Raw genomic sequence first — 24,077 nt, 5'->3', positions numbered from 1 at the left:
GCGTCGCGCCCCGAAGCCCGCCGCCCGGCGGGCTTTTTCATTGCCTCAGCCGACGCGCAGCTTCTCGTGATCCGCCAACTGCTTCGGCGGGTTGCCGGTGACGGCGGAGGCGGCCATCTTGAGCAGCTGCACCATCTTGCTGTCCGTGACGTCCCAGTACTCGGCTTCGACGATCTGGACCGCGAGCAGCCCCAGGTTGGGATCCGACGTGCCCTTCGGAAACCAGGCCTTCGCCATCGTGTTGAAGAGCGCTTCCTTCATCGCCATGTCGTCCACCATCGAGGCACGGCCGGCCACGGAGACGTAGCTGTCGGCGTCGGTGTTGGCATAGGACACGTTCACGACCGGGTCGGCGCCGACGTGCCGGGCGATCTCGCCGTCCTTGGGAATGAAGAAGAACAGCGTGGCGGCCTCGTCGAGGTTCTTGCTCTGTGTAGTGAGCGGATGGCTGTGCAGCTGCCCATCGCCGTGGCGGTGGGTCAGCATGCCGTAGCGGGTGTCCTTGATCAGGTCCCAGAGCTTGGCGTGCGGTTCGTTGGTGGGCATTGCATCTCCATTGAATTGAGGGATGCCGACCACGCTAGGACCCAGCGCGCTCGCGCGCCGACGCGATTGATCGCGTCCGCATGTCGTCCGCCGCCGACCCGGCGTCAGCCCGAAGCCTGCGTCGCCATCGCCGCGAGCACTGCCGCGGTATGGGCATCCGCGGGAAAAAAGGATTCGACCGCCAGCTCCTGCAGCGTGACGTCGACCGGCGTGCCGAAGATGGTGGTGGTGCTGATGAAGCTCAGCACGCCTTGCGGCGTCACGTACTGGAAGGGCACGGCGACGCCGGCCAGCGCGCTGTGGTTGGCCGGCGTGTCGTGGCTGACCTGCGGCGCGGGGTAGGCGGCCAGCTCGTCGTGCAGCGCCGTCAGGGTCGCGTCGCCGGTGGCGGCGATCTGCTGCTGCAGCCGCTCCAGCAGGTGGGCGCGCCACTGGGCCAGGTTCGCGATGCGTGGCGCCACGCCCTCGGGATGCAGGCTGAGGCGCAGCACGTTGACGGGCGGTGTCAGCAGCGCGGGCGACGCGCCGTCCATCAGCAGCGGCACCAGCGCGTTGTGCGCCACCAGGTTCCAGTGGCGATCCACCGCGAGCGCCGGGAAGGGCTCGTGCCCCTTGAGCACCAGCTCTACCGCCTGGCGGGCGGGCGCGAGCGCCGGGTCGTCCAGCGAGCGCTGCCTGTACATGGGCGCGTAGCCGGCCGCCACCAGCAGCGTGTTGCGTTCGCGCAGGGGCACGTCCAGCCGCTCGGCCAGGCGCAGCACCATCTCGCGGCTGGGCTCGGCGCGGCCGGTCTCCACGTAGCTCAGGTGGCGGGTGGAGACCTGGGCCTCGTGCGCCAGGTCGAGCTGGCTCAGGCGGCGGTGCCGGCGCCAGTGGCGCAGGTGGGCGCCGAAGGAGTCGGCGGCGGTGGGCGGCGTCGGTTGCGAAGTCATGGCCGCCATCCTAGTGAAGCGGCGCGCGGCGGCTATGACGTGCCAGGTCATCGACCGTCTGCGCCGGCGCCGAAATGATGAAGTCACGACGCGGCAGGAAGGGCCTGCAGCGTGCAACCAAGGAGCCTTGCCATGTCCGTCTTCGCCTCTCCTCGTTTTCTTCCCCGCGTGATGGCGGCCGATGCCGTCTCCTGCGCCGCGTCCGGGGCCCTCCAGCTGCTCTGCACCGGCGCGCTGGCCCGGATGACCGGGCTGCCGGCGCCGCTGCTGCTGGGCACCGGCGTCTTCCTGCTGGCCTATGCGGCGGCCGCGGCCTGGATGGCCATGCGCGCCGAGCCGCCGCGCCGGCTGATCGGCCTGGTCGTGGCCGGCAACTTCGCCTGGGCCCTGGGATGCATCGCCCTGCTGGCCCTGGCCGGTGCGGGCCTCGGTGTGCTGGGCTGGGCCTGGGTGCTGGCCCAGGCCGCGACGGTGGTGGTGCTGGCCGAGCTGCAGTGGATGGGCCTGCGCCACACGCGCACCGGCCGCCGTGGCGTCGTCGCGGCCTGAAGGGCGGGAACGCAGAACCCGGAGGGCGGGCTCAGGGATGCGCCTTTCGATGCTCACCTTGTCATCGAACCCTGCTATCTTTGAGGCGCTTCCACGATCCCCCCAGAAGGAGTTCCTCATGGCCCAAGAACCGGCGCACGCCTTTGCCTCCACGCTCAAGACCTTCAAGACCGCATCGGGCAAAGCCGGGAAATACTGGTCCCTCAAGGAACTCGCGAAGCAATACCCCAACGTCGACAAGCTGCCGGTCTCGATCCGCATCGTGCTCGAGTCGGTGTTGCGCAACTGCGATGGCCAGAAGGTCACGCCCGAGCATGTCGAGCAGCTTGCCAACTGGCAGCCGAACGCCGATCGCACCGACGAGATTCCCTTCGTGGTGACGCGCGTGGTGCTGCAGGACTTCACCGGCGTGCCACTCCTGGCCGACCTGGCCGCCATGCGCAGCGTGGCCCAATCGCTGGGCAAGTCGCCCAAGACCATCGAGCCGCTGGTGCCGGTGGACCTGGTGGTCGACCACTCGGTGATGGTGGACCACTTCGGCACGCCGAAGGCGCTGGACCTCAACATGAAGCTGGAGTTCCAGCGCAACAACGAGCGCTACCAGTTCATGAAGTGGGGCATGCAGGCCTTCGACACCTTCGGCGTGGTGCCGCCGGGCTTCGGCATCGTGCACCAGGTCAACCTCGAGTACTTCGCGCGCGGCGTCTACAAGAGCCCGAACGACAAGGGCGACCCGCCGGTCTACTACCCCGACTCGCTGGTCGGCACCGACAGCCACACGACGATGATCAACGGCATCGGCGTGGTGGGCTGGGGCGTGGGCGGCATCGAGGCCGAGGCCGCGATGCTGGGCCAGCCGGTCTATTTCCTGACGCCGGACGTGGTGGGCTTCGAGCTCGGCGGCAAGCTGCGCGAGGGTGTCACCGCCACCGACCTGGTGCTGTACGTCACCAACATCCTGCGCAGCGAGAAGGTGGTGGGCAAGTTCGTCGAGTTCTTCGGTCCCGGCGCGGCCTCGATCCCCGTGCCCGACCGCGCCACCATCGGCAACATGGCGCCCGAGTACGGCGCGACCATGGGCTTCTTCCCGGTCGACGAGGCCACGGTCGAATACTTCAAGGGCACGGGCCGCACCGACAAGGAGATCGAGCGCTTCGAGGCCTACTACAAGGCGCAGGGACTGTTCGGCATGCCGGCCCCAGGCGAACTGAACTACACCAAGGTGGTGAAGCTCGACCTCGGCACCGTCACGCCCAGCCTGGCCGGCCCCAAGCGGCCGCAGGACCGCATCGACCTGGGCCACCTGGCGACGCGCTTCTCCGAGCTCTACAGCAAGCCGATCGAGGCCAATGGCTTCAACCAGCCGGCCGAGCAGCTCAAGACACGCTATCCGATCGAAATGGCGGCCTCGCCGGAGGGCACGCGCGCCAACGAGGGCGAGGTCGGCATCGGCAACGGCGACGTGCTGATCGCGGCCATCACCTCCTGCACCAACACCTCCAACCCCAGCGTGCTGCTGGCCGCGGGCCTGCTGGCCAAGAAGGCGGTGGAGGCGGGGCTCACGGTCAAGCCGCACGTGAAGACCTCGCTGGCGCCCGGCTCGCGCATCGTGACCGAGTACCTCGAGAAGGCGGGGCTGCTGCCTTACCTGGAGAAGCTGGGCTTCTACCTGGCCGGCTACGGCTGCACCACCTGCATCGGCAATGCGGGCGACCTGGCGCCGGAGATCAACGAGGTCATCACCAAGAACAACCTGGTGGGCGCCGCGGTCCTGTCGGGCAACCGCAATTTCGAGGCGCGCATCCATCCGAACATCAAGGCCAACTTCCTGGCCTCGCCGCCGCTGGTGGTGGCCTACGCGATCGCGGGCAACGTGATGGTCGACCTCATGACCCAGCCGGTGGGCAAGGGCAAGAAGGGCAAGGACGTCTACCTGGGCGACATCTGGCCGAGCGCGAAGGAGATCGACGAGAACCTGCGCTACGCGATGAACGCCAAGGCCTTCCGCAAGAACTACGAGCAGATCCAGGACAACCCCGGCAAGCTGTGGAGCAGCATCAAGGGCACCACGGGCCAGGTGTACGACTGGCCGACGTCCACCTACATCGCCGAGCCGCCTTTCTTCGCCGGCTTCAAGATGGAACCGCACGCGTCGGACGCCGGCTTCAAGGGCGCGCGCATCATGGCGCTGTTCGGCGACTCGATCACCACCGACCACATCTCGCCGGCCGGCTCGATCAAGGAGAGCTCGCCGGCGGGCATCTGGCTGAAGGCGCACGGCGTCTCGAAGGCGGACTTCAACAGTTACGGCTCGCGCCGCGGCAACCATGACGTGATGATGCGCGGCACCTTCGCCAACGTGCGCATCAAGAACCTCATGATCCCGCCCGGCCCCGACGGCTCGCGCGAGGAGGGCGGCCTGACGCTGTTCCAGCCCGGCGGCGAGAAGATGGCCATCTACGACGCGGCGATGAAGTACATCGAACAGGGTGTGCCGACCATCGTCTTCGGCGGCGAGGAGTACGGCACCGGTTCCTCGCGCGACTGGGCGGCCAAGGGCACGCAGCTGCTGGGCATCAAGGCGGTGGTTGCGCGCAGCTTCGAACGCATCCACCGCGCCAACCTGGTCGGCATGGGTGTGCTGCCCCTGCAGTTCCGCGGCGCCGATTCATGGGAAAGCCTGGGCTTGACCGGTGAGGAGAAGATCGACGTGGTGATCGGCGGCGAGCTCAAGCCGCAGATGGACGTGAAGCTGGTGGTGCACCGCGGGGACGGCACGCACCAGGAGGTGACGGTGCGCCTGCGCATCGACACGCCGATCGAGGTCGACTATTACAAGCACGGCGGCATTCTTCCGTTCGTGCTGCGGCAGTTGCTGGCTGCCTGAGCAGGCCTTCCGCCCAAGGCCGGCGCGTACGACGTGCCGGCCTTTGTTTTTCAGCCCTCGTCCAGTCGCTGCGAGAGCTTGTCCAGCACCGGCCGGATGCCGTCGCCGACACGGATCTGCGGGTTCGAGAAGCCGTCTTCCTTGCCGGCCTCGATCTCGCGCTGCTGGATCACCGGCACCGCTTCCGCGAAGGCGGCTTCGAATGAATGGGTCTTGCGCAAGGCCTCGTCGAACACGGCGCGCCCGAAGAAGGTGAGCTCCGAACGGTGGCCGCAGCCGTAGGAGGTGTGCTCGGCGTCGGCGGCGGTCATGATCAGGCTGTGCTCCGTGGCCAGCGGCTCGATCCAGCCGCCCGAATAGCAGGCCGAGATCGCGATCACCCGGTGCCGGATGCCCGCCGCGTCCAGCGCCTCGCGCAGTTCCTGCGGCGTCAGCCAGGGGACCGAGAGCGGCCAGTGCGCGGAGGCCAGCTTGAAATCGCTGGCGCCGTGGGAAGTCATGTAGATCACCAGCAGGTCCTGCTCGCGGTCCATGCGCTCGGCCATCGACTCGATGGCGCGGCGCAGGTTCAGCGGCGTCGCCCAGGGCAGCTCCTGTGCGGTGGTGGCATGGTTGAGCAGGCGCAGCACGCGGCCCCGCGCATCGAAGCGCTCTTCGAGCAGGGTGGCCACCATGCCGCTCTCGCGCAGGAAGACGTCCTCGGAGGCATAGGGCGCGAACACCAGGCCATAGACATTGGTCTCGCCGGCGCGCCGGGGCGCGATGCCGGCGATGGCGCGCTGCCACACGGCCTGCTGCGCCTCGAAGGTCTCCTGCGACAGCTGCAGCCGGGGCCGCTCGGGTGCCGCAGAGGCGCTCGCGTCCGCCTGCCAGGGCCGTTCCCTGTCCTGCAGCGCCTGCCAGAACCCGAGGGCGGTGATCGCGAGCATGCCCGGCATGAAGAGCAGGACCCAGGTGCGCCGGGGTACGTAGCGCGCCATCAGCCGCACGCTCGCCACCAACCAGATCCCCAGCAGGCAGCCATAGACGGTCCAGAAGCCGATGGGCGTGGTCAGCGCGCTCGGCAGCCAGCCGCGGGAATACGCCAGCGACATGCCGCCCATCAGCAGAGTCCACGGTACGCCGGCCCAGGTGGTGAGCGCGAACCATCCGCCCAGGCTGGCGCCGCCCGCGGGATCGCCGCCACCGGCCGGGCGCTGCGACAGCGCCAGCCAGCCGATCCACAAGGTGATCGCGACGACCCAGTAGGTATGGAGCTCGACGGTGGGATGGAAGGTGGCCGGCCCCTCGATCTGCAGGCGCTCGAGGCCCAGGTACAGCAGGCTCGGGATGAGCACGATGAGGATCAGCTGCCAGGGCGAAGGCGAGCCAGTGATGCGCGGAGCCAGCAGAACCGAAGCGCGCAGTCCTTCGGCCATCCAGCGCTGCAGCGGCAGCGTCGTTGCCGGTGCGAGCGTGTCGTCGTTTGGCCGCTCGGCCTCCCTGTCACTATCAGCTTGTGCATCGTTCATGCGTCGATCATGCCTCCCTGGCGGGGGTACTTCCGCCGCCATCTGCCCATGGCCCGTGTTTTCGAGAATAATTCTCATTTTGTCGATTGGGATTTGCGGGTGACCACAATGAATGGCGCGGCCGCGGCCGCCATCAGCCTCGATCAGCTGCCCAGCCATCAATGGGCCACGGTGCTGGATGTCTCCAGGCCCGACGAAGCGGAAGAACGCGAGCTGGTGCTGCGGCTGACCGAGATCGGCTTCGTGCCCGGCGAGGTGGTGCGCATCGTCGCCAGCGGCGTGCCGGGCCGCGAGCCGCTGGCCGTTCGCCTGGGCCACACGACTTTCGCCCTGCGCCGCCACGAGGCCGCGCTGGTGCGCGTACTGCCGGGAGCCGCGGGCCATGGCTGAGGCGACCCTGAACTTCCAGCCCGGCGCCGCCGTGTCCTCCGCGCCGCCCGGGCGCATCGCGCTGCTGGGCAATCCCAACTGCGGCAAGACCGCGCTCTTCAACCTGCTGACCGGCAGCCGCCAGAAGGTGGCGAACTACGCCGGCGTGACGGTCGAGCGCAAGGAGGGCCTGCTGCGCACGCCCTCCGGCCGGCGCGTGTTCGTGCTCGACCTGCCGGGCGCCTACAGCCTCAACGCCCTGTCGGCGGACGAGGCGGTCACGCGCGACGTGGTCACGGGCAAGAGCCAGGAGTCGCTGCCCGACCTGCTCGTGTGCGTGACCGATGCCACCAACCTCCGGCTGAACCTGCGGCTGGTGCTCGAGGCCAAGCGCCTGGGCCTGCCGATGGTGGTGGCGCTGAACATGACCGACATGGCGAAGAAGCAGGGCATCGCGATCGACGTGCCCCTGCTGTCGCGCGAGCTCGGCGTGCCGGTGATCCAGACCGTCGGCGTGCACGTCGGCGGCGCACAGGACCTGCTCGCGGCCCTCGACACGCCGGTGGCGGTGCCGCAGACCGTCCACTGGCAGGCGCCGGACCTGGACGACGTGCTCGCCACCCAGCGCGAGGTGCGCCGTATCCTCGCGGCGGTGGTGCGCGAGCCGGCCGGCAGCCTGGACCTGAGCGACCGCATCGACCGCGTCGTCATGCATCCGCTGTGGGGGCTGCTGGTGCTGGCCGTCACCCTGTTCCTGATGTTCCAGGCCGTCTTCAGCTGGGCCGAGCTGCCGATGGATGCCATCAAGAACGGCACGGCCGCCCTCGGCGAGCTGGTGAAGCAGGCGGTGCCCGAAGGCATGCTGCAGAGCCTGCTGGTGGACGGAATCATCGCCGGCGTCGGCGGCGTGATCGTGTTCCTGCCGCAGATCCTGATCCTGTTCCTGTTCATCCTCGCGCTGGAAGACTCGGGCTACCTGCCGCGGGCGGCCTTCCTCCTGGACCGCGTGATGAGCACGGTGGGGCTGTCGGGCCGCTCCTTCATCCCGCTGCTGTCGAGCTTCGCCTGCGCCATCCCCGGCGTGATGGCCACGCGCACCATCAGCAACTGGCGAGACCGGCTGACCACCATCATGATCGCGCCGCTGATGACCTGCTCGGCGCGGCTGCCGGTGTATGCCCTGCTGATCGCCGCCTTCATCCCGGCGCGCACCGTGGGCGGCGTGTTCAACCTCCAGGGCGTGGTGCTGTTCGCGCTGTACGTCTTCGGCATCGTCTCGGCCATGGCGGTGGCCTGGGTCATGAAGCGCTTCCGCGATTCGAAGCAGCGCTCGCCGCTGATGATGGAGCTGCCGGCCTACCGCTGGCCCAGCCTGCGCAACCTGGCGCTGGGCCTGTACGAGCGGGCGTGGATCTTCATCCAGCGCGTGGGCACCATCATCCTGACGCTCACCATCCTGCTGTGGTTCCTGTCCACCTTCCCTGCGCCGCCCGAGGGCGCCACCGGGCCGGCGATCCAGTACAGCCTGGCCGGCATCATCGGCCGCGGCCTCGAGCATGTCTTCGCGCCCATCGGCTTCAACTGGCAGATCTCGATCGCGCTGGTGCCGGGCATGGCGGCGCGCGAGGTGGCGGTGGGCGCGCTCGGCACGGTGTATGCGCTCTCGGCCACCGGCGACGACGTCGCGGGCGCGCTGGAGCCGCTGATCGCCGGCAGCTGGTCGCTGGCGACAGCGCTGTCGCTGCTGGTCTGGTACGTGTTCGCGCCGCAGTGCATCTCGACCCTGGCGACGGTGAAGCGCGAGACCGGCTCCTGGCGCTACGTGTGGATCATGGCTGGTTATTTGTTTGCGCTCGCCTACATTGCGTGCTGGGTGACTTATCGTGTCGCCCTGGCACTCACAGGAGGATGAGATGACACAACAGATCATCGTCGGGCTGATCGTCGCCCTGGCCGCGGTGTACGCGGTCTGGCGCTGGATGCCCGCGGGCTGGCGCCGCTCGGCGGCGGCCCGTCTTGCTTCGGGCTCGCAGCGTGCGGGCCTGGTCGATGCACAACGCGCCCGGAAGCTGGCCGACTCGCTGGCCAAGACCTCCGGCTGCGGTTCCTGCGACAGCTGCGGCAGCTGCGCGACACCCACGGCGCCGTCTGCGGACAAGCGCCAAGCGACGCCCGCCACGCACAAGCCCTGAGCGGCATGCGTGCCGCCCACATCCTGGTTGCCGGTGGCGGCATCGCGGGCCTGGCGAGCGCGCTCGCCCTGGCGCGCCGCCGCCATCGAATCGACCTGTTCGAACAGGCTGTCGCCTTCGCCGAGGTCGGCGCGGGCATCCAGCTGGGCCCGAACGTGGTCCGCCGGCTGCAGACGCTGGGCGTCTGGGAGCCGCTGATGCGTATCGCGGCCAAGCCCGAGGCCCTGGTCGTGCGCAGCGCGGTCCACGGCGGCGAGATCGCCCGGCTGCCGCTGGGCAACGCCATGCTGCGCAGCTATGGCGCGCCCTACCTCTGCGTCCATCGGGCCGATCTGCATGGGCTGCTGCTGGCCGCCGTGCGCGGCAGCGGCGCCGTCACCCTCAATACGGGTGCGCGCGTCACCGAGGCGGTGGCGCGTGGCGGCGCGGTGTGCGTCGCCAGCACCGGCATGCGGGCCTGGGAGGGCGATGCGCTGGTCGGGGCCGATGGTCTGTGGAGCGCGGTGCGCGCGCGCGTGGTCGGCGACGCATCGCTGCCGCGCGCGACCGGCCACACGGCCTGGCGGGCCCTGGTCGCGCAGTCGGCGCTGCCGGCGTCGCTGCGCAGCACGCAGATCAACGTCTGGCTCGGACCGCGCCTGCATGCGGTGGCCTACCCGGTGCGCCGCGGCGAGGCCCTGAACGTCGTGGTGCTGGCAGAGGCGGCGCCGTCGGGCGATGCGCGCGACTGGGACCAGGCCAGCAGCCTGGCCACCCTGCAGGCCGCCACCGGCCGCACCGACGCGAGCCTGCAGGCGCTGCTGGAGGCGATGCCCGCCTGGCGCGCCTGGACCTTGTGCGATCGTCCGCCGCTCAGCGGCCCGGAACAGATGGCCGGCGAACGCGTCGCCCTGGCCGGCGATGCGGCGCATCCCATGCTGCCCTACCTGGCGCAGGGCGCCGGCATGGCGATCGAAGACGGCGTGGCGCTGGCCGAGGCGCTGGACGGCTGCGGCGCGGAGGAGGTGCCGCTGCGGCTGGAACGCTATGCCCGCGAGCGCTGGCAGCGCAACGCGCAGGTGCAGGCCCGGGCACGCCGCAACGGCGAGATCTTCCATGCCACCGGGCTGATGCGGATGGGGCGCGATGCTGCGCTGCGGCTGCTGGGGTCGAGGCTGCTCGACGTGCCTTGGCTTTACGGGGCCTAGTAGCGTATGCCAGTCATAACTGGCAATGGATCACATCTTTCCACTGTTTGTCGTCTATAACTGACAACGCCGCGGGCGCCTTGGCGGTCAAAGACGGAAGCTCTGGAGATGGTCGACCCGCTCGGCCAGGCCCTCGGCCCCGAGGTAGTGGCTGACCTGGCCGGTGCGCACCTCGGCGAGCGAGCGCTCGAGCTCGGCCAGCATGTCCAGGCGCGTCTTCTCGAAGACGGCCGGCAGGTCGTCGTGGCTGCCTTGGTAGGCGTCGGCGATCACGCGCGCGGCGGCGGGCGCGCCGCAGGCCACGCATTCGGCAATCGCGGTGACGCTGGGCTGCGCGCCGCGTTCCAGCAGCAGGGTCACCAGCTCGGGCGAGACCGCGCTGTCGATGCCGTCCAGCGCATCGGGCGAGACCGGCGCGCCGGCGCGCGCCAGCGCGGCGGCGGCGTGGTGGGCGCCGTGCGACAGCGCCAGGTCGGTGGCCGTGGCGCTCCCCTGCAGCGGCCCATCGAATGCCACGCCGGTGGCGGCCAGCCGCTCGACCAGGGCCGCATCGTCGGTTGCGACCGCGTGGCGCAGCGCGATGCGCGAGAGCGCGCCGTCGCGGTCCAGCGTGCCCGCGGCCAGCGGCGTGCGCCAGTCGACCGTCGCGCGCCGGTAGAAGGCCACCACCTTGTCCATCAGCTCGAGCGCGAGGCCGTGGTCCTGGTGCCGCTCGTCCAGGTACTCGAGCAGCGCCTGTCCGGTGAAGTAGTCGCCGGCCGGCTCGAGCGGGTCCTCGTCCAGACGCAGCATGGCGAAGGCCGCGGGCAGGTCGTGGGCGATGGTGGTCAGCCCGTCCTCGTGCATCGCGTGAGCCCAGGTCTCGGGCAGGCCCTGCTTCCAGGCCAGGATGTGGCCGTAGTCGGCACCGCGCTCGACCACCGCGTAGATGCGGTCGGTGTATTCGAAGCCGCCGAAGGGCAGGGCGGTGAGCAGGCCGTCCCACTGCTGGCCGCGCGCCGCGGCGGCCTCCCGTGCGCGCTCCTGCTCGTGGGCGATCCAGCCCTGCAGGTCGTGGTACGCATCGCTGCCGTTCCAGAACAGCTCACTCCAGCCGACCGCCTCCTCGCTGCCGTTCATTCGCAGGTGCAGGTCGTAGTCGATGCGGCCGCCCGCCGTGCGCTGCCAGAGCTCGACCAGCTCGGCGGGGAGGGGGCCCGCGCACACGGCCTGGACGGCGGCGATCTGCTCGATCGTCATCGGGGGCCGGGCATCGAAGATCACGCGCCCGGCGAAAAGCACGATGCCGTGCTCGCGCAGAAGGGCCAGTTCGTCATCGGCAAAGTGGTCGCTCATGTCGTCTCCTTGTCGTTGGCGTGCCCGGTGGCAGGGCGCCGGGCCATGAAGGAGAGTATCAAGTTCTTCGGCAAGGAGGCGCACCACCCCGCGCGTTGGATGCCCATCCGGGCTTGGGTTCATGCCGCGCGGGCGGCAAAGGGCGGCGGCTCGAAGCCGGTGACCGGTAGAGGCGACCCGCACTTCTCGACCTGCACGAGCACCGTCTGCACCATCGGGATCCGCTTCGCCAGCTTCTGCCCGAACTCGTCCCACATGCGGTCGGCCTTGGTCTTCATCACGCTCAGGCCGAAGCTGCCCAGGCGTCCCAGTACGTCGACCTTGACCGCCGGGCCGTGCCGGCTAGAGATCGGTGCGCAGCTTCCAGATCTCGGGGAACAGCACCACGTCGAGCATCTTGCGCAGGTAGCTCACGCCGCCGGTGCCCCCGGTGCCGCGCTTGAAGCCGATCACGCGCTCCACGGTGGTCACGTGGCGGAAGCGCCAGAGGCGGAAGGCGTCTTCCAGGTCGGTCAGCTCCTCGCCCAGCTGGTACAGGTCCCAGTGGTTCTTCGGATCGCGGTAGACCACGAGCCAGGCCTGCTCGACGCCTTCGCTGAGCTCATAGGCCTTCGTCCAGTCGCGCTCCACATGGTCGGCCGGGATGGCGAAACCCCGGCGCGCCAGCAGGCGCAGCGCCTCGTCGTAGAGCGAGGGCGAGCGCCAGGCCGCCTCCACCTCGGCCAGCAGCTCGGGCCGGTGCGCGTGGGGTTTGAGCATGGCCGCGTTCTTGTTGCCCAGCGCGAACTCGATGCAGCGGTATTGCCAGCTCTGGAAACCGCTGGAGCTGCCCAGGTAGGGCCGCATCGCGCTGTACTCGGGCGGCGTCATGGTGGCCAGCACGTCCCACGCATGGACCAGTTGCTCCATGATGCGCGAGACCCGGGCCAGCATCTTGAAGGCACTGGCCAGTTCGTCCTCGGCGATGCAGCGGATGGCGGCGCGCAGCTCGTGGAGCATCAGCTTCATCCACAGCTCGCTGGTCTGGTGCTGGACGATGAAGAGCATCTCGTCGTGCGCCGGCGAGCGCGGGTGCTGGGCATTGAGGATGGCGTCCAGGCCCAGGTAGTCGCTGTAGCTCATCGAGGCGCTGAAGTCGAGCTTGGCCCCTTCGTCATGGACGATGCGTTCGGTGCTCATGATCATTCCTTCAGGTCACCGCCAGCTTCTGGTTGAACTCGGGGCGCTTCCATTCCTCGCGCTCCAACACCTGCGCCAGATGCTCCACCGCGTTCCACACATCCTCATAGCCGAGGTACAGCGGCGTGAAGCCGAAGCGCAGGATGTCCGGCATCCGGCTGTCGCCTGCGCGGAAGTCGCCGATCACACCCCGCGCGATCAGTGCCTGCACGATCGCGTAGGCGCCGGGCCCGTTGTCGGCGAGCGCCAGGCAGACCTGCGAGCCGCGCTGCGCGTGTGCGCGGGGTGTCACCAGCGTGAAGCGGCCGGGGCAGCGCTGTTCGACCAGGGCGATGAAGGCATCGGTCAGAGCCAGCGACTTGGCGCGAAGCGCCGCCATGCTGCCGCGGCCGCCGTCGTGGGCCTCGGCGGCGAGCACGCTGTCGAGCCCGCATTCGAGGGCCGACAGCGAAATGATCGGCTGCGTGCCGCAGAGGTAGCGCGCCACGCCCTGCGCCGGCCGGTAGTGCGGCGAGAACTCGAAAGGCGCCGCATGGCCGAACCAGCCCGACAGCGGCTGCTCGAAGCGGCTCGCATGGCGCGCATGCACCCAGACGAAGGCCGGCGCGCCGGGGCCGCCGTTGAGGTACTTGTAGCCGCAGCCGATCGCGAAGTCGGCATCGCAGTCGTTGAGCGCGACCGGCACCGCGCCGGCGCTGTGCGCGAGGTCCCACACCGCGAGCGCGCCGGCCGCATGGGCGGCGGCGGTGAGCGCCTGCATGTCGTGCATCGCGCCGGTGCGGTAGTTGACGTGCGTGAGCATGAGCACGGCGACCTCGCCGTCCAAGGCTGCTGGCAGCTCGCCCGGGTCGTCGATCAGCTTCAGGACGAAGCCCCGCTCGCGGCACAGCGACTCGGCGATGTAGAGGTCGGTCGGGAAGTTGCTGCGCTCGCTGACGACCACCCTGCGGCCGCTGTCCTTCATCTGCGAGAGCGCGGCGAACAGCACCTTGTAGAGGTTGACCGAGGTGCCGTCGGTGCACACCACCTCGCCCGGCGCGGCGCCGATCAGGCGCGCGAGCTTGTCGCCCAGGCGCTGGGGCAGGTCGATCCAGCGGGCGCTGTTCCAGGAGCGGATCAGGCCTTCGCCCCATTCCTGGGTCACGACTTCGGCGATGCGCGCCGGGGCGGCCTTCGGCAACACGCCGAGCGAGTTGCCGTCGAGGTAGATCACGCCGTCGGGCAGGATGAAATGGCCGCGCAGGGCGGCGAGCGGGTCTTCGGCGTCGAGGCGCCGGCAATCGTCGAGGTTCATGGTCATGGGGTTTGGAGTTCGCGCAGCACGGCGCGCACGGGGGAGGCATCGGCCGTCACCAGCTTGAGCGGCAGCGCGATGAGTTCGTAGTCGCCTTCGGGCACCTCGTCGAGCACGAGGTTCTCGAGCACGCGCAGGCCGAGGCGGCGGATCGCCTGGTGGCTGTCGAGGGTCTTGCTGTCGGCCGGGTCGATGCTGGCGGTGTCGATGCCGATCAGCGTCACGCCCAGCGCCGCCAGGCGCTCGACCGTCGAAGGCGCATAGGCGGCGAGGGCGCCATCCCAGCGGTCGACCGGCGCCCGGCGATAGGTGCGCACCAGCACCCGTGGCGGCAGGTCCTGCACCGCGTGGGCGATGTGCGCCCACTCGACCAGCGGCCCGCATTCGATGGCATGGATGACGCGGCAGGGGCCGAGGTAGGGTGCGAGGTCCACCGCGCCGATGGCCTGGCCCTCGGGGTCGTAGTGCAGGGGCGCGTCGGCATGGGCGCCGACATGGGGCGAGAGCGTGATCTCGCTGACGTTGACCGGGCAGCCCGGCGCGATGGTCGCCGCCCAGCGCTGGCGGTAGGGCGTGTCGCCGGGAAACACCGGCGCGCCTTCAAGCACCGGCGGCGAGATATCCCAGATGCGTTGGTTCATGGCGCGAAGGTAGCGCCGCGAACGGGGTCGTGGTGTCGGTTATTTCCAACAGGTTGGAAACAACGCCTGCCACGCTCAGGCTTTCAGTTCGGCTGGCGGCCGAGCAGCAAAAATTCCATCAGCGCCTTCTGCACGTGCATGCGGTTCTCGGCCTCGTCCCACACCACCGACTGCGGGCCGTCGATCACCTCGGCCTGGACCTCCTCGCCGCGGTGCGCGGGCAGGCAGTGCATGAAGAGGGCGTCGGGCTGGGCGGCGCGCATCATGTCCTCGTCCACGCACCACTCGGCGAAGGCGGTGCGGCGGGCCTCGTTCTCGGCCTCGTAGCCCATGCTGGTCCAGACGTCGGTGGTCACCAGGTCGGCGCCGCGGCAGGCTTCCATCGGGTCCTTGAAGACGCGGTAGCTGTCGGCCGAGCGGATGCCGGCGACCGACTGGTCGACCTCGTAGCCGCTGGGCGTGCTCACGTGCACCTTGAAGCCCAGGATCTCGCCGGCCTGCAGCCAGGTGTTGGCCATGTTGTTGCCGTCGCCCACCCAGGCCACCGTGCGGCCCTTGATCGAGCCGCGGTGCTCGATGAAGGTGAAGATGTCGGCCAGGATCTGGCAGGGGTGGAACTCGTTGGTCAGGCCGTTGATCACCGGCACGCGGGAGTGCGCCGCGAAGGATTCGATCTTGGTCTGCTCGTAGGTGCGGATCATCACCAGGTCGACCATGCGGCTGATGACCTTGGCGCTGTCCTCGATGGGCTCGGCGCGGCCGAGCTGGCTGTCGCCGGTGGTCAGGTGCACCACGCTGCCGCCGAGCTGGTACATGCCGGCCTCGAAGCTCACGCGGGTGCGCGTGGACGCCTTCTCGAAGATCATGGCCAGGGTGCGGTCGGTGAGCGGCTGGTGCCTCTCGTAGGCCTTGAACTTTTTCTTGATCAGCGCGGCGCGCTCGAAGAGATAGGCGTAGTCGTCGGCCGTGAAGTCCGAGAACTGGAGGTAGTGGCGCAGGGCGGGAGCATTGCTCATGGCGTCGGCTCCGCGAGGAAGGCCTTCACGATCGGCACGAGGATCGCGACGATCTCGTCGGCCTCGGCCACGCTGAGGATTAGCGGGGGCACCAGGCGGATCACGCTGTCGGCCGTCACGCTCAGCAGCAGGCCGGCCTCGCAGGCGCGGTTGAGGATCACGCCGCAGGGCCGGTCGAGCTCGATGCCCAGCATCAGGCCCTGGCCGCGGATCTCCTTCACGCCCGGCAGGCCGCCCAGTTCGCGCTCCAGCGCGCCCTTGAGGTGCGCGCCCACGTTGGCCGCGTTGTCGAGCAGCTTGTGCTCTTCCATGATGCGGATGGTCTCGATGCCGGCACGCATGGCGAGCGGGTTGCCGCCGAAGGTGGTGCCGTGGTTGCCCGGGCCGAAGAGGTTGGCGGCGCGCGGGCCGGCCACCACCGCGCCGATCGGCACGCCCGAGCCCAGGCCCTTGGCGAGGGGCATCACGTCGGGCTTGATGCCCGCCCACTGGTGTGCGAACCATTTGCCGGTGCGGCCCATGCCGCACTGCACCTCGTCGATCATCATCAGCCAGTCGCGGTCGTCGCACAGCTGGCGCACCTGGCGCAGGTATTCCCAGCGCATCGGGTGGATGCCGCCTTCGCCCTGGATGGTCTCGAAGAACACGGCCACGACGTTCGGGTTGCCCTCGGTGGCTTTCTTCAAGGCCTCGATGTCGTTGAGCGGCACGCGGATGAAGCCCTCGACCAGGGGGCCGAAGCCCTTCTGCACCTTCGGGTTGCCGGTGGCGGACAGGGTGGCGATGCTGCGACCGTGGAAGGCGGCCTCGTAGACCACGATCTCGGGGCGTTCGATGCCCTTGTCGTGCCCGAATTTGCGCGCCAGCTTCAGCGCGGCCTCGTTGGCCTCCAGGCCGGTGCAGCAGAAGAAGGCGTTGGTCAGGCCGGACAGCTCGGTCAGCTTGGCCGCGAGCTGTTCCTGGCCGGGCACGTGGTAGTAGTTGGAGCTGTGGATCAGCTTGCTGACTTGGTCCTGCAGGGCCGGCACCAGCTCGGGGTGGTTGTGGCCCAGCGTGTTGACCGCGATGCCGCCCAGCCCGTCCAGGTAGGCTCGGCCCTCGGTGTCCCAGACTCGGCAGCCCTGGCCGTGCGACAGCGCGATCGGCAGGCGGCCGTAGGTGTTCATGACATGGGGCGAGGAGGGGGCGGCAGTGGCGCTCATGGGATCTCCGATACAGGGAAGAAGGATTCTAGGTGTGCGTTTTGACAGCGGCGTTGAGGATTGCGCATCACAGCAATGTCCTGCTGCCGTGTCGCGCGGGGACGCCGGATAGAATCCGTTGTGCAGTGCAGCACCGCCTGCGTCTCCTCGCGATCCATGGTCTCCCCCACCGCCAAAGAAGTCTTCATCCAGGGCATCACCAAAGATGGCCGGACCTTTCGCCCGAGCGATTGGGCGGAGCGGCTGGCGGGCGTGATGTGCTCCTTCCGGCCCGGCGGGCCGCAGCCGGGCAGCCACCTGAGCTACTCGCCCTGGTGCGTGCCGACGGTGGTCAACGGCATCAAGTGCGTGGTGGTCAGCCGCGAACTGCGCGAGGCCGAGGTGATGGCCTGGGACTTCGTCATGAACTTCGCCCGGGACAACGAGCTGCAGGTCGCCGAGGCCTGTCTGGTGCCCGACGCACCGCCGCCGCCGGCCGCCGGACGGAAGTAGATACAAGTAAACAATTGTTGCGCCCATGAAAAAACCGCCCGAAGGCGGTTTTTCACTTTGCTGCAGCGCACCCGGTCAAACGGCGGACTGGCGCGGGGCCGGTCCGGGCTTGCCTGAAAACGTCAGGCGGCGGCCTTCTCGGCGAGGGCCAGGGTCTTGACCTTGGCTGCCAGGCGGCTCTTGTCGCGAGCGGCCTTGTTCTTGTGGAAGATGCCCTTGTCGGCGACGCTGTCGACGATGCTCTGGGCCTTCGCGAAGAGTTCCGTCGCCTTCGTCTTGTCGCCGGCCACGACGGCCTTCTCGACATTCTTCACGGCGGTGCGATACCTGGAGCGCAGCGAGGTGTTCGCGGCGTTGAGCTTGGTGTCCTGACGGACTCGCTTGCGGCCCGACGCGAGGCGCGGGTTCTTTTTCTTGGGCTTGGACGATGCCATGACTGGTGTTCCTTACAGTGTCTGGGGATGATGCAGCAAAGCCTTCCATTATAGGCGAAGCGCCGCCGCCGGCCCCTTCGGCTGGGGAGAGCACGCGCCGGCACATACACTTCCGGCCGTGTCGCTCTTCAAATCCGCCTCCACCGTCTCTCTCCTGACGCTCGCCTCCCGCATCACGGGGCTCATCCGCGACGTGCTCATGACCTCGGTGTTCGGCGTCAGCGCGATGACCGACGCTTTCTACGTCGCCTTCCGCATTCCCAATCTGTTCCGGCGGGTCTTCGGCGAGGGCGCCTTCAGCCAGGCCTTCGTGCCGGTGCTGGCGGCCTGCAAGACCGAGCGGGGCGATGCCGGCGCCAAGGCGCTTGTCGATCACGTGGGAACCCTGCTGACCTGGATGCTGGTGCTGTTCTGCGTCGCGGGGGTGGTGGGCGCCCCGCTGATGGTCTGGGCCATGGCCAGCGGTCTGCAGAAGAACCCCGAGAGCTTCGAGGCCGCCGTGCTCATGACCCGCTGGATGTTTCCCTACATCGGCTTCATGTCGCTGGTGGCGCTGGCCGGCGGCATCCTCAACACATGGCGCAGGTTCGCCGTGCCGGCGGCGGCGCCGGTGCTGCTGAACGTGGCGCTGATCCTCTCGATCGTGCTGGGCGCGCCCTGGTTCCGGCGGCTGGGCATCGAGCCGATCTATGCCCAGTGCGCCGGGGTGATGGTCGGCGGGCTGCTGCAGTTGGCCTTGCAGATTCCCGCCTTGCGCGCCCTGGGCATGATGCCCCGCATCGGGCTGGGCCTGGGCGCCCTCCGCACCGCCTGGGCCGATGCGGACACGCGGCGCATCGCGCGGCTGATGCTGCCGGCGCTGATCGGCGTCAGCGTGGCGCAGATATCGCTTTTGATCAACACGCAGATCGCCTCGCACCTCGCCATCGGCAGCGTGAGCTGGATCACCAATGCCGACCGCCTGATGGAATTCCCGACGGCGCTGCTGGGCGTCGCCCTCGGCGTGGTGCTCATGCCCCAGCTTGCGGGTGCGCGGGCAGCCAAGGACGATGCGCGTTACTCGGCCATGCTGGACTGGGGCCTGCGCCTGGTGGTGCTGCTGTCGGTGCCCTGCGCGCTGGCGCTGCTGGTCTTCTCGCGTCCGCTGGTCGCGGTGTTGTTCCACAACGGCGCCTTCAATGAATTCCACGTTCAGCGCACCAGCCTGGCCCTGATGGGCTATGGCGTCGGGCTCGTGGGCTTGGTGGCGGTGAAGGTGCTGGCCCCGGGCTATTACGCCAAGCACGACACCCGCACGCCGATGCTGATCGCGGTGGCCGTGCTCGTGCTCACCCAATTGCTCAACGTCGCGCTGGTGCCCGTCCTCCAGCATGCGGCACTCACGCTGACCATCGCGATCGGGGCGATGGTCAATGCGTTGTGGCTACTGGTCGGGCTGATCCGGCGCGGCAGCTACAAGCCCGAGCCGGGTTGGGGCCGCTTCCTGCTGCAGGTATTGGCGGCCACCGCCGTCCTGGGCGCGCTGCTCATCTGGGGCGACCGCCATTTCGACTGGATCGGCCTGCAGGCGCAGCGCCTGCTGCGCATCGGCCTGCTGGCCGCGCTGGTGACGGGCGCGGCGGCGCTCTACTTCGCGGTGCTGGCGCTCACGGGCGTCCGGCTGCGCAGCTTCGTCCGCCATTGAATCCAGCGGTGCTTGCCCTGCCTTGACGCTCGGCACGGCCTCCTCTACAAAGCCACATGACGTTCAGCTTCCAGGCGCCCACGGCGCTCGAGTATTTCGAATCGCTGGTCCGAAGCGACGACCATTTCCCCCTGCTCGAAGCCGCCGCCAGCCTGGCGCAGGACGAATACCCCGAGCTCGACGTCCAGCAGGTGCTGGGCGATGTCGACCAGCTGCTCGCGCGCCTCAAGCGCCGCCTGCCCGCCGATGCCGCCCCGCTGCAGCGCCTGCGCGCGCTCAACCAGTTCTTCTTCCACGACCTGAGCTTCGGCGGCAACGTCAACGACTACTACGACCCCGACAACAGCTACCTCAACGCGGTGCTGCGCACGCGACGTGGCATCCCGATCTCGCTGGCCGTGCTGTGGATGGAGCTCGCGCAGGGCCTGGGCCTGCAGGCCCGCGGCGTGGGCTTTCCGGGCCACTTCATGCTCAAGGTCACGCTGCCCAAGGGGCAGGTGGTGATCGACCCCTTCACCGGCAAGTCGCTCTCGCGCGAAGAATTGAGCGAACGCCTGGAGCCCTACAAGCGCAGCAGCGGCCTGGTGGGCGACTTCGACGTGCCGCTGGGCCTGTACCTGCAGCCGGCTTCGCCACGCGAAATCATCGGCCGGATGCTGCGCAACCTGAAGGAGATCCATCGCTCGCAGGAAGACTGGCAGCGTGCCATAGCGGTGCAAGACCGGCTGGTCGCGCTGCTTCCGGAGGCCTGGGGCGAGCACCGCGACCGCGGCCTGGCGCACGCGGAGCAGGGCAACACTGCGCGGGCGGTGCGTGATCTCGAGACCTACCTGGCGCATGCGGAGGACGCGCTCGACATCGACGCCATCACCGAGCGCGTCGCCACGTTGCGGCGGGCGGAGAGCTGATGGCCCAGGACGGCAGCAAGACCGCGCCTGCTGACCTGGGGACGCGGCACGAGTTCCATGGCGTGCAGCCGGTGCTGCCAGTGGCCGACGCGGCGCGTGCGGCGCGCTATTTCTGCGAGGTGCTGGGCTTCGAGCTCGACTTCATCGCGGGCGAGCCGCCGAGCTATGCGCGCGTCAAGAAGGGCGACCGCAGCTACGGCGACCCGATCTACATCCGGCTGTGGCAATGCGGCCGGCGCGAACCCGAGCCCTGGCGCGGCGAAATCGTGATTCATGTCGGCCTGGATGTCGACGGTCTGCACGAGGCCTACGTGAAGCGAGGCGTCCGCGTGATCGAGCCCCCGACGTCGCAGCCCTGGGGCCTGCGCGAATTCGCGATCCGCGAGCCCGACGGCCACGTGCTGCGCTTCTGCGGCTATCTCTGAGAAGGCGAGCCCGCGAGGCCGAACTGCCGCCAGGCGCGGCGCAGCTGCGTGTCGGAGCCGAAGCCCGACATCTCGGCCGCCTGCGTGACGCTGGCGCCCGACTGCAGCTCGAGCCGGCCGGGCTCGAAGCGCAGGCCTCGCAGCCAGTGCAGCAGGGCCTGGGCCTCCGCGCTGTCGGTCGCGATGCGGTGGCCCGGCAGACCCACGAGCACGATCCAGGCAGGACCATTCCAGCGAGTCGGCAGGGGCGCCAGTCCACTGAGCATGATGCCGACCAAACCGGCCGAGGCCGGGCTCGGCGAGGCGAACTCGATCGCGAAGCGCTCGGCCTGGCCGCCGGCGCGTAACTGCTGATTGGCGATGCGCAGCGCCTCGGCCGGGCCGGCCCAGTCCAGGACCAGGCTGTGGGGCAGGAGCGCAAAGACGACCTGGATCGGCGACGGGCTGCTCATCGTGGCGTGCAGTCCGTCAGGCGGCTTGCGTCGCCCCAGCCCGCTCCAGCGCCTGGGCGACCGTGCAGACCTTGGCGAAGCGGCCTTCGAGCACGGTCGCGGTGCGGGTCCGGATGTCGGCCGCGGGCAGCGGCCGTCCATCGGGCTGCGTCATGTCGAAGGTGAGGGTGGCTTCCGTCACGAAGTCGACCGTCCAGCCCAGGTCCGAGGCATGGCGGGTGGTCGTCTCGCAGCACTGCTCGGTGCGGATGCCGCTGATGATCAGCCGGCCGATGCCCTGCTGGGTGAGCCAGACATCGAGCCCAGTGCCGACCAGGGCGCTATGGCGATGCTTGGTGTACGTGGCGGCCGATTCGAAGGGCGTCAGCTCGGTCAGGGCGCGCACGTGGCCGGATTCGAGCGCGAAGGGATTGCCCGGCTCGGCTGGGCCGTCGACGTGGAAGATGCGAACGATCGGGATGCCGGCAGCCGCGCAGCCCTCGATCAGGGCGTTCTGCGCCGCGACATAGGCGCCCAGGTCGCGCGGCGTGAAGTAGGGGCGGTGACGGAACGACTCCTGGGCGTCGATCACAATCAGACAAGATTTCATGACGGGCGATCTCCTGGGTGGATGGATGTGAGCCCTGTTTTTCCTGGCATCCAGCCACGTGCCCGTGGCTGGCGGGACAGGAATCGATCAGATCAGGACATGAATGGGCTCAGACCAGCCGTGCCGCCTGCAGCTCTTTCTTGAGGTAGGCATAGAACAGCGGCGCCGCCACCAATCCTGCCGGGCCGAACACCGCCTCGGCCACGAACATCACTGCCAGCAGTTCCCAGACGCCCATCTGCGTGCGTGCGCCGACCACCTTGGCATTGATGAAGTACTCGGCCTTGTGGATCAGGATCAGGAAGGCCAGGCAGGCCAGGGCGGTGATCGGCGACACCGACAGGCCCACCAGCGTGATCACCGTGTTGCACAGCAGGTTGCCGACGATCGGCACCAGGCCCGCGACGAAGGTCAGCGTGATCAGCGCCGGGGTGTACGGCAGCTCCATCTTCCACAGCGGCAGCACGAAGAGCAGAAAGATCGCGGTCAGCAGCGTGTTGAACGCGGCGATCCAGAACTGCGCCGCCACGATCTGGCCGAAGGCCTGGCCGAAGAAGGTGATGCGCTGCTTCAGCAATTCGGCCAGTGGCCGGCCGCTGGAAGGATGCCGCGCCACGGCGGCCAGGGCGCCGACGATCAGCCCCACATAGGCGAACAGCAGCCCGCCGAGCCAGGCGCGGCCGGTCAGCGCCAGCGCACCGGCCTGGGCCCGCAGGTAGCCGGCGATGACGCGCTGCACCTCGGCCGTCCCCTCCGGCAGGTAGACGCCGATGTCGGGCGGCAGCTTGAGCCGCAGCTCCAGCACGGTGCGGGCGATGTAGTCGAGCAGCTCCTGGTACTGCTCGGGCGCGTTGAGCACGAACTCGCGTGCCTCCGAGAAGGCCAGCATCAGCAGGCCGATTGGCGCCAGCGACACCAGGGTCGAGGCAAGGATGCGTGCGCCGGAAGAAGGTGGGTCAGCGGGCGCCGGGCGCGCCGGCTTCAGGCGGTGCAAGCCCGAGTCCATCGCCCGGGCGAGCCAGCGCGTGCCGAGGAAGCCCACGCAGACGCACAGCAGCCCGGGCAGCAGGCCCTGCCACATGATCAGCAGCAGGGCGCCCGCGATCAGCAGGTAGCTCGCCGTCAGCAGCCTGCGCGACGGGAGTGGAGGCGCGATATCGCTCACGCGGCGGGTGTCTTCTTCAGGCGACGACCACGGTCGCGCCGGTACCGCGCTCGGCGATGAGGCCGATCTCGTGCACCATTTCGCCCTCGGCGCGCAGCGTGGCGGCGCAGGCTGCGGCCTCGGCCGCATCGATCACCACCACCATGCCGATGCCGTTGTTGAAGGTGCGGTTCATTTCCTGGTCGTCGATGCCGGCCACTTTCTGCAGCCAGGCGAAGAGCTCGGTCTGTGGCCAACTGCCCTTCTTCAGATGGGCCGCCGTGCCCTCGGGCAGCACGCGCGGGATGTTCTCCAGCAGCCCGCCGCCGGTGATGTGGGCCAGGGCCTTGATCGGATGTTTCGCGAGGGCGGCGAGCACCGGCTTCACGTACAGGCGGGTCGGCGCCATCACCGCCTCGCGGAAGGGCTGGCCGTCCAGCGTGGCGGGCACCTGTGCGCCGGCGCGCTCGATCACCTTGCGCACCAGGCTGAAGCCGTTGGAATGGACCCCGGCAGAGGCCAGGCCCAGCACCACGTCGCCCGGCTTCACGTCCCGGCCGGTCAGGATCTTCGATTTCTCGACCGCGCCGACTGCGAAGCCGGCCAGGTCGTACTCGCCGGCCGGGTACATGCCCGGCATCTCGGCCGTCTCGCCGCCGATCAGCGCGCAACCGCTCAGCTCGCAGCCGCGGGCGATGCCGCCGACCACCGCGGCGGCGGTATCCACATCCAGCTTGCCGCAGGCGAAATAGTCCAGGAAGAACAGCGGCTCGGCCCCCTGCACCAGCACGTCGTTGACGCTCATGGCCACCAGGTCGATGCCCACCGTGTCGTGCATGTTCCACTCGAAGGCCAGCTTGAGCTTGGTGCCCACGCCGTCCGTGCCGCTGACCAGCACCGGCTCCTTGTAGCGCTTGGGCACCTCGAACAGCGCGCCGAAGCCGCCGATGCCGGCCAGCACGCCCTCGCGCATCGTCTTCTTGGCCAGCGGCTTGATGCGGTCGACCAGCGCGTCGCCGGCATCGATGTCGACGCCGGCGTCCTTGTAGCTGAGCGGGGTGGGCGTGGTGGAGTTCATGGGGCGGGCCGGACGAAAAGAAGGGAAGGTC

At 69.1% G+C, this 24,077-nt stretch carries 23 protein-coding genes and 2 pseudogenes; 10 read left to right on the top strand and 15 right to left on the bottom strand.

Annotated features, from left to right (window positions below; translation table 11 throughout):
* Positions 1–45: 45 nt before the first annotated feature.
* Positions 46–546: a pyridoxamine 5'-phosphate oxidase family protein gene (locus A8M77_RS06035; RefSeq protein ID WP_086920641.1), complete on the bottom strand. Its 501-nt coding sequence runs from the start codon at positions 544–546 to the stop codon at positions 46–48.
* Between the two features lie 104 nt (positions 547–650).
* Positions 651–1,478, bottom strand: a complete 828-nt coding sequence (locus A8M77_RS06030) for an MmyB family transcriptional regulator (RefSeq protein ID WP_086920640.1) — start codon at positions 1,476–1,478, stop codon at positions 651–653.
* A 132-nt stretch (positions 1,479–1,610) separates the two neighbouring features.
* Between A8M77_RS06030 and A8M77_RS06025 the strand changes: the two genes are divergently transcribed.
* A complete protein-coding gene (locus A8M77_RS06025) occupies positions 1,611–2,027 on the top strand; it encodes a hypothetical protein (RefSeq protein WP_086920639.1) in 417 nt (138 codons plus the stop codon).
* Positions 2,028–2,145: 118 nt separating this feature from the next.
* The gene (gene acnA, locus A8M77_RS06020) at positions 2,146–4,914 is read left to right on the top strand and encodes an aconitate hydratase AcnA (protein WP_086920638.1); all 2,769 of its coding nucleotides are present in this window, start codon (positions 2,146–2,148) and stop codon (positions 4,912–4,914) included.
* Positions 4,915–4,964: 50 nt separating this feature from the next.
* Here acnA and A8M77_RS06015 read toward each other — a convergent pair whose 3' ends face one another.
* Positions 4,965–6,425, bottom strand: coding sequence for a C13 family peptidase (locus A8M77_RS06015; RefSeq protein ID WP_086920637.1), 1,461 nt, complete (start codon positions 6,423–6,425; stop codon positions 4,965–4,967).
* 108 nt (positions 6,426–6,533) lie between these two features.
* On the opposite strand from A8M77_RS06015, the gene A8M77_RS06010 reads away from it, so the two are divergent.
* Genes A8M77_RS06010 through A8M77_RS05995 form a run of 4 tightly spaced genes read left to right on the top strand, consistent with a single transcriptional unit; the run spans position 6,534 to position 10,173 of the window.
* Entirely contained in the window at positions 6,534–6,815 is a 282-nt protein-coding gene (locus tag A8M77_RS06010) for a FeoA family protein (protein ID WP_086920636.1), read from the top strand.
* A complete protein-coding gene (gene feoB / locus A8M77_RS06005; protein ID WP_086920635.1) occupies positions 6,808–8,706 on the top strand; it encodes a ferrous iron transporter B in 1,899 nt (632 codons plus the stop codon). Before A8M77_RS06010 ends, feoB begins: the two co-directional genes overlap by 8 nt.
* Position 8,707: 1 nt before the next feature.
* Positions 8,708–8,986, top strand: coding sequence for a DUF6587 family protein (locus A8M77_RS06000; RefSeq protein WP_086920634.1), 279 nt, complete (start codon positions 8,708–8,710; stop codon positions 8,984–8,986).
* A gap of 5 nt (positions 8,987–8,991) precedes the next feature.
* A complete protein-coding gene (locus A8M77_RS05995; RefSeq protein ID WP_086920633.1) occupies positions 8,992–10,173 on the top strand; it encodes an FAD-dependent monooxygenase in 1,182 nt (393 codons plus the stop codon).
* Positions 10,174–10,260: 87 nt separating this feature from the next.
* On the opposite strand, the gene A8M77_RS05990 is transcribed toward A8M77_RS05995, so the two are convergent.
* The 7 genes and pseudogenes from A8M77_RS05990 to A8M77_RS05965 form a co-directional block, all read right to left on the bottom strand.
* Positions 10,261–11,508, bottom strand: coding sequence for an SMI1/KNR4 family protein (locus A8M77_RS05990; protein ID WP_086920632.1), 1,248 nt, complete (start codon positions 11,506–11,508; stop codon positions 10,261–10,263).
* Between the two features lie 218 nt (positions 11,509–11,726).
* A pseudogene (locus tag A8M77_RS35105) lies at positions 11,727–11,834 on the bottom strand (4-hydroxybenzoyl-CoA reductase); the annotation flags it as partial.
* A 16-nt stretch (positions 11,835–11,850) separates the two neighbouring features.
* A complete protein-coding gene (gene kynA, locus A8M77_RS05985; RefSeq protein ID WP_086920631.1) occupies positions 11,851–12,693 on the bottom strand; it encodes a tryptophan 2,3-dioxygenase in 843 nt (280 codons plus the stop codon).
* 4 nt (positions 12,694–12,697) lie between these two features.
* On the bottom strand, positions 12,698–13,987 hold the full coding sequence (gene kynU / locus A8M77_RS05980; protein WP_086920630.1) for a kynureninase: 1,290 nt from the start codon (positions 13,985–13,987) through the stop codon (positions 12,698–12,700).
* Positions 13,984–14,622: an arylformamidase gene (gene kynB / locus A8M77_RS05975; RefSeq protein ID WP_086920629.1), complete on the bottom strand. Its 639-nt coding sequence runs from the start codon at positions 14,620–14,622 to the stop codon at positions 13,984–13,986. The genes kynU and kynB overlap by 4 nt, the downstream gene beginning before the upstream one ends.
* Before the next feature lie 83 nt (positions 14,623–14,705).
* On the bottom strand, positions 14,706–15,638 hold the full coding sequence (gene argF, locus A8M77_RS05970; RefSeq protein WP_086920628.1) for an ornithine carbamoyltransferase: 933 nt from the start codon (positions 15,636–15,638) through the stop codon (positions 14,706–14,708).
* Positions 15,635–16,840: an aspartate aminotransferase family protein gene (locus A8M77_RS05965; protein WP_086920627.1), complete on the bottom strand. Its 1,206-nt coding sequence runs from the start codon at positions 16,838–16,840 to the stop codon at positions 15,635–15,637. The genes argF and A8M77_RS05965 overlap by 4 nt, the downstream gene beginning before the upstream one ends.
* A 156-nt stretch (positions 16,841–16,996) precedes the next feature.
* Here A8M77_RS05965 and A8M77_RS05960 point away from each other — a divergent pair, with 156 nt between their 5' ends.
* Complete coding sequence (locus A8M77_RS05960; RefSeq protein WP_086920626.1) at positions 16,997–17,332, top strand: DUF3579 domain-containing protein; 336 nt, start codon at positions 16,997–16,999, stop codon at positions 17,330–17,332.
* A gap of 122 nt (positions 17,333–17,454) precedes the next feature.
* On the opposite strand, the gene rpsT is transcribed toward A8M77_RS05960, so the two are convergent.
* The gene (gene rpsT / locus A8M77_RS05955) at positions 17,455–17,766 is read right to left on the bottom strand and encodes a 30S ribosomal protein S20 (RefSeq protein WP_086920625.1); all 312 of its coding nucleotides are present in this window, start codon (positions 17,764–17,766) and stop codon (positions 17,455–17,457) included.
* Between the two features lie 118 nt (positions 17,767–17,884).
* On the opposite strand from rpsT, the gene murJ reads away from it, so the two are divergent.
* The 3 genes from murJ to A8M77_RS05940 are packed head-to-tail and all read left to right on the top strand — an operon-like array spanning position 17,885 to position 20,783.
* Entirely contained in the window at positions 17,885–19,450 is a 1,566-nt protein-coding gene (murJ, locus tag A8M77_RS05950; RefSeq protein ID WP_086920624.1) for a murein biosynthesis integral membrane protein MurJ, read from the top strand.
* Between the two features lie 56 nt (positions 19,451–19,506).
* Positions 19,507–20,358 carry a SirB1 family protein gene (locus tag A8M77_RS05945; protein WP_086920623.1) on the top strand — a complete coding sequence of 284 codons (852 nt, stop codon included), beginning with the start codon at positions 19,507–19,509 and terminating at the stop codon, positions 20,356–20,358.
* On the top strand, positions 20,358–20,783 hold the full coding sequence (locus tag A8M77_RS05940; RefSeq protein WP_086920622.1) for a bleomycin resistance protein: 426 nt from the start codon (positions 20,358–20,360) through the stop codon (positions 20,781–20,783). Before A8M77_RS05945 ends, A8M77_RS05940 begins: the two co-directional genes overlap by 1 nt.
* 104 nt (positions 20,784–20,887) lie before the next feature.
* Here A8M77_RS05940 and A8M77_RS05935 read toward each other — a convergent pair.
* From A8M77_RS05935 to purM, 4 genes and pseudogenes are all read right to left on the bottom strand, one after another.
* Positions 20,888–21,235: pseudogene (locus A8M77_RS05935) on the bottom strand (AraC family transcriptional regulator); the annotation flags it as partial.
* Between the two features lie 16 nt (positions 21,236–21,251).
* Positions 21,252–21,824, bottom strand: a complete 573-nt coding sequence (locus A8M77_RS05930) for an isochorismatase family protein (RefSeq protein ID WP_086920621.1) — start codon at positions 21,822–21,824, stop codon at positions 21,252–21,254.
* A 109-nt stretch (positions 21,825–21,933) separates the two neighbouring features.
* Positions 21,934–22,989 (bottom strand): AI-2E family transporter, encoded by a 1,056-nt coding sequence (locus A8M77_RS05925; protein WP_238136727.1) that lies wholly within the window; start codon positions 22,987–22,989, stop codon positions 21,934–21,936.
* Between the two features lie 16 nt (positions 22,990–23,005).
* The gene (gene purM / locus A8M77_RS05920; protein WP_086920619.1) at positions 23,006–24,046 is read right to left on the bottom strand and encodes a phosphoribosylformylglycinamidine cyclo-ligase; all 1,041 of its coding nucleotides are present in this window, start codon (positions 24,044–24,046) and stop codon (positions 23,006–23,008) included.
* Positions 24,047–24,077: the final 31 nt, after the last annotated feature.

The organism is Variovorax sp. JS1663, assembly GCF_002157355.1.
Taxonomy (GTDB): domain Bacteria; phylum Pseudomonadota; class Gammaproteobacteria; order Burkholderiales; family Burkholderiaceae_C; genus Variovorax.
This window is presented reverse-complemented; position numbering and strand designations above follow the sequence as displayed.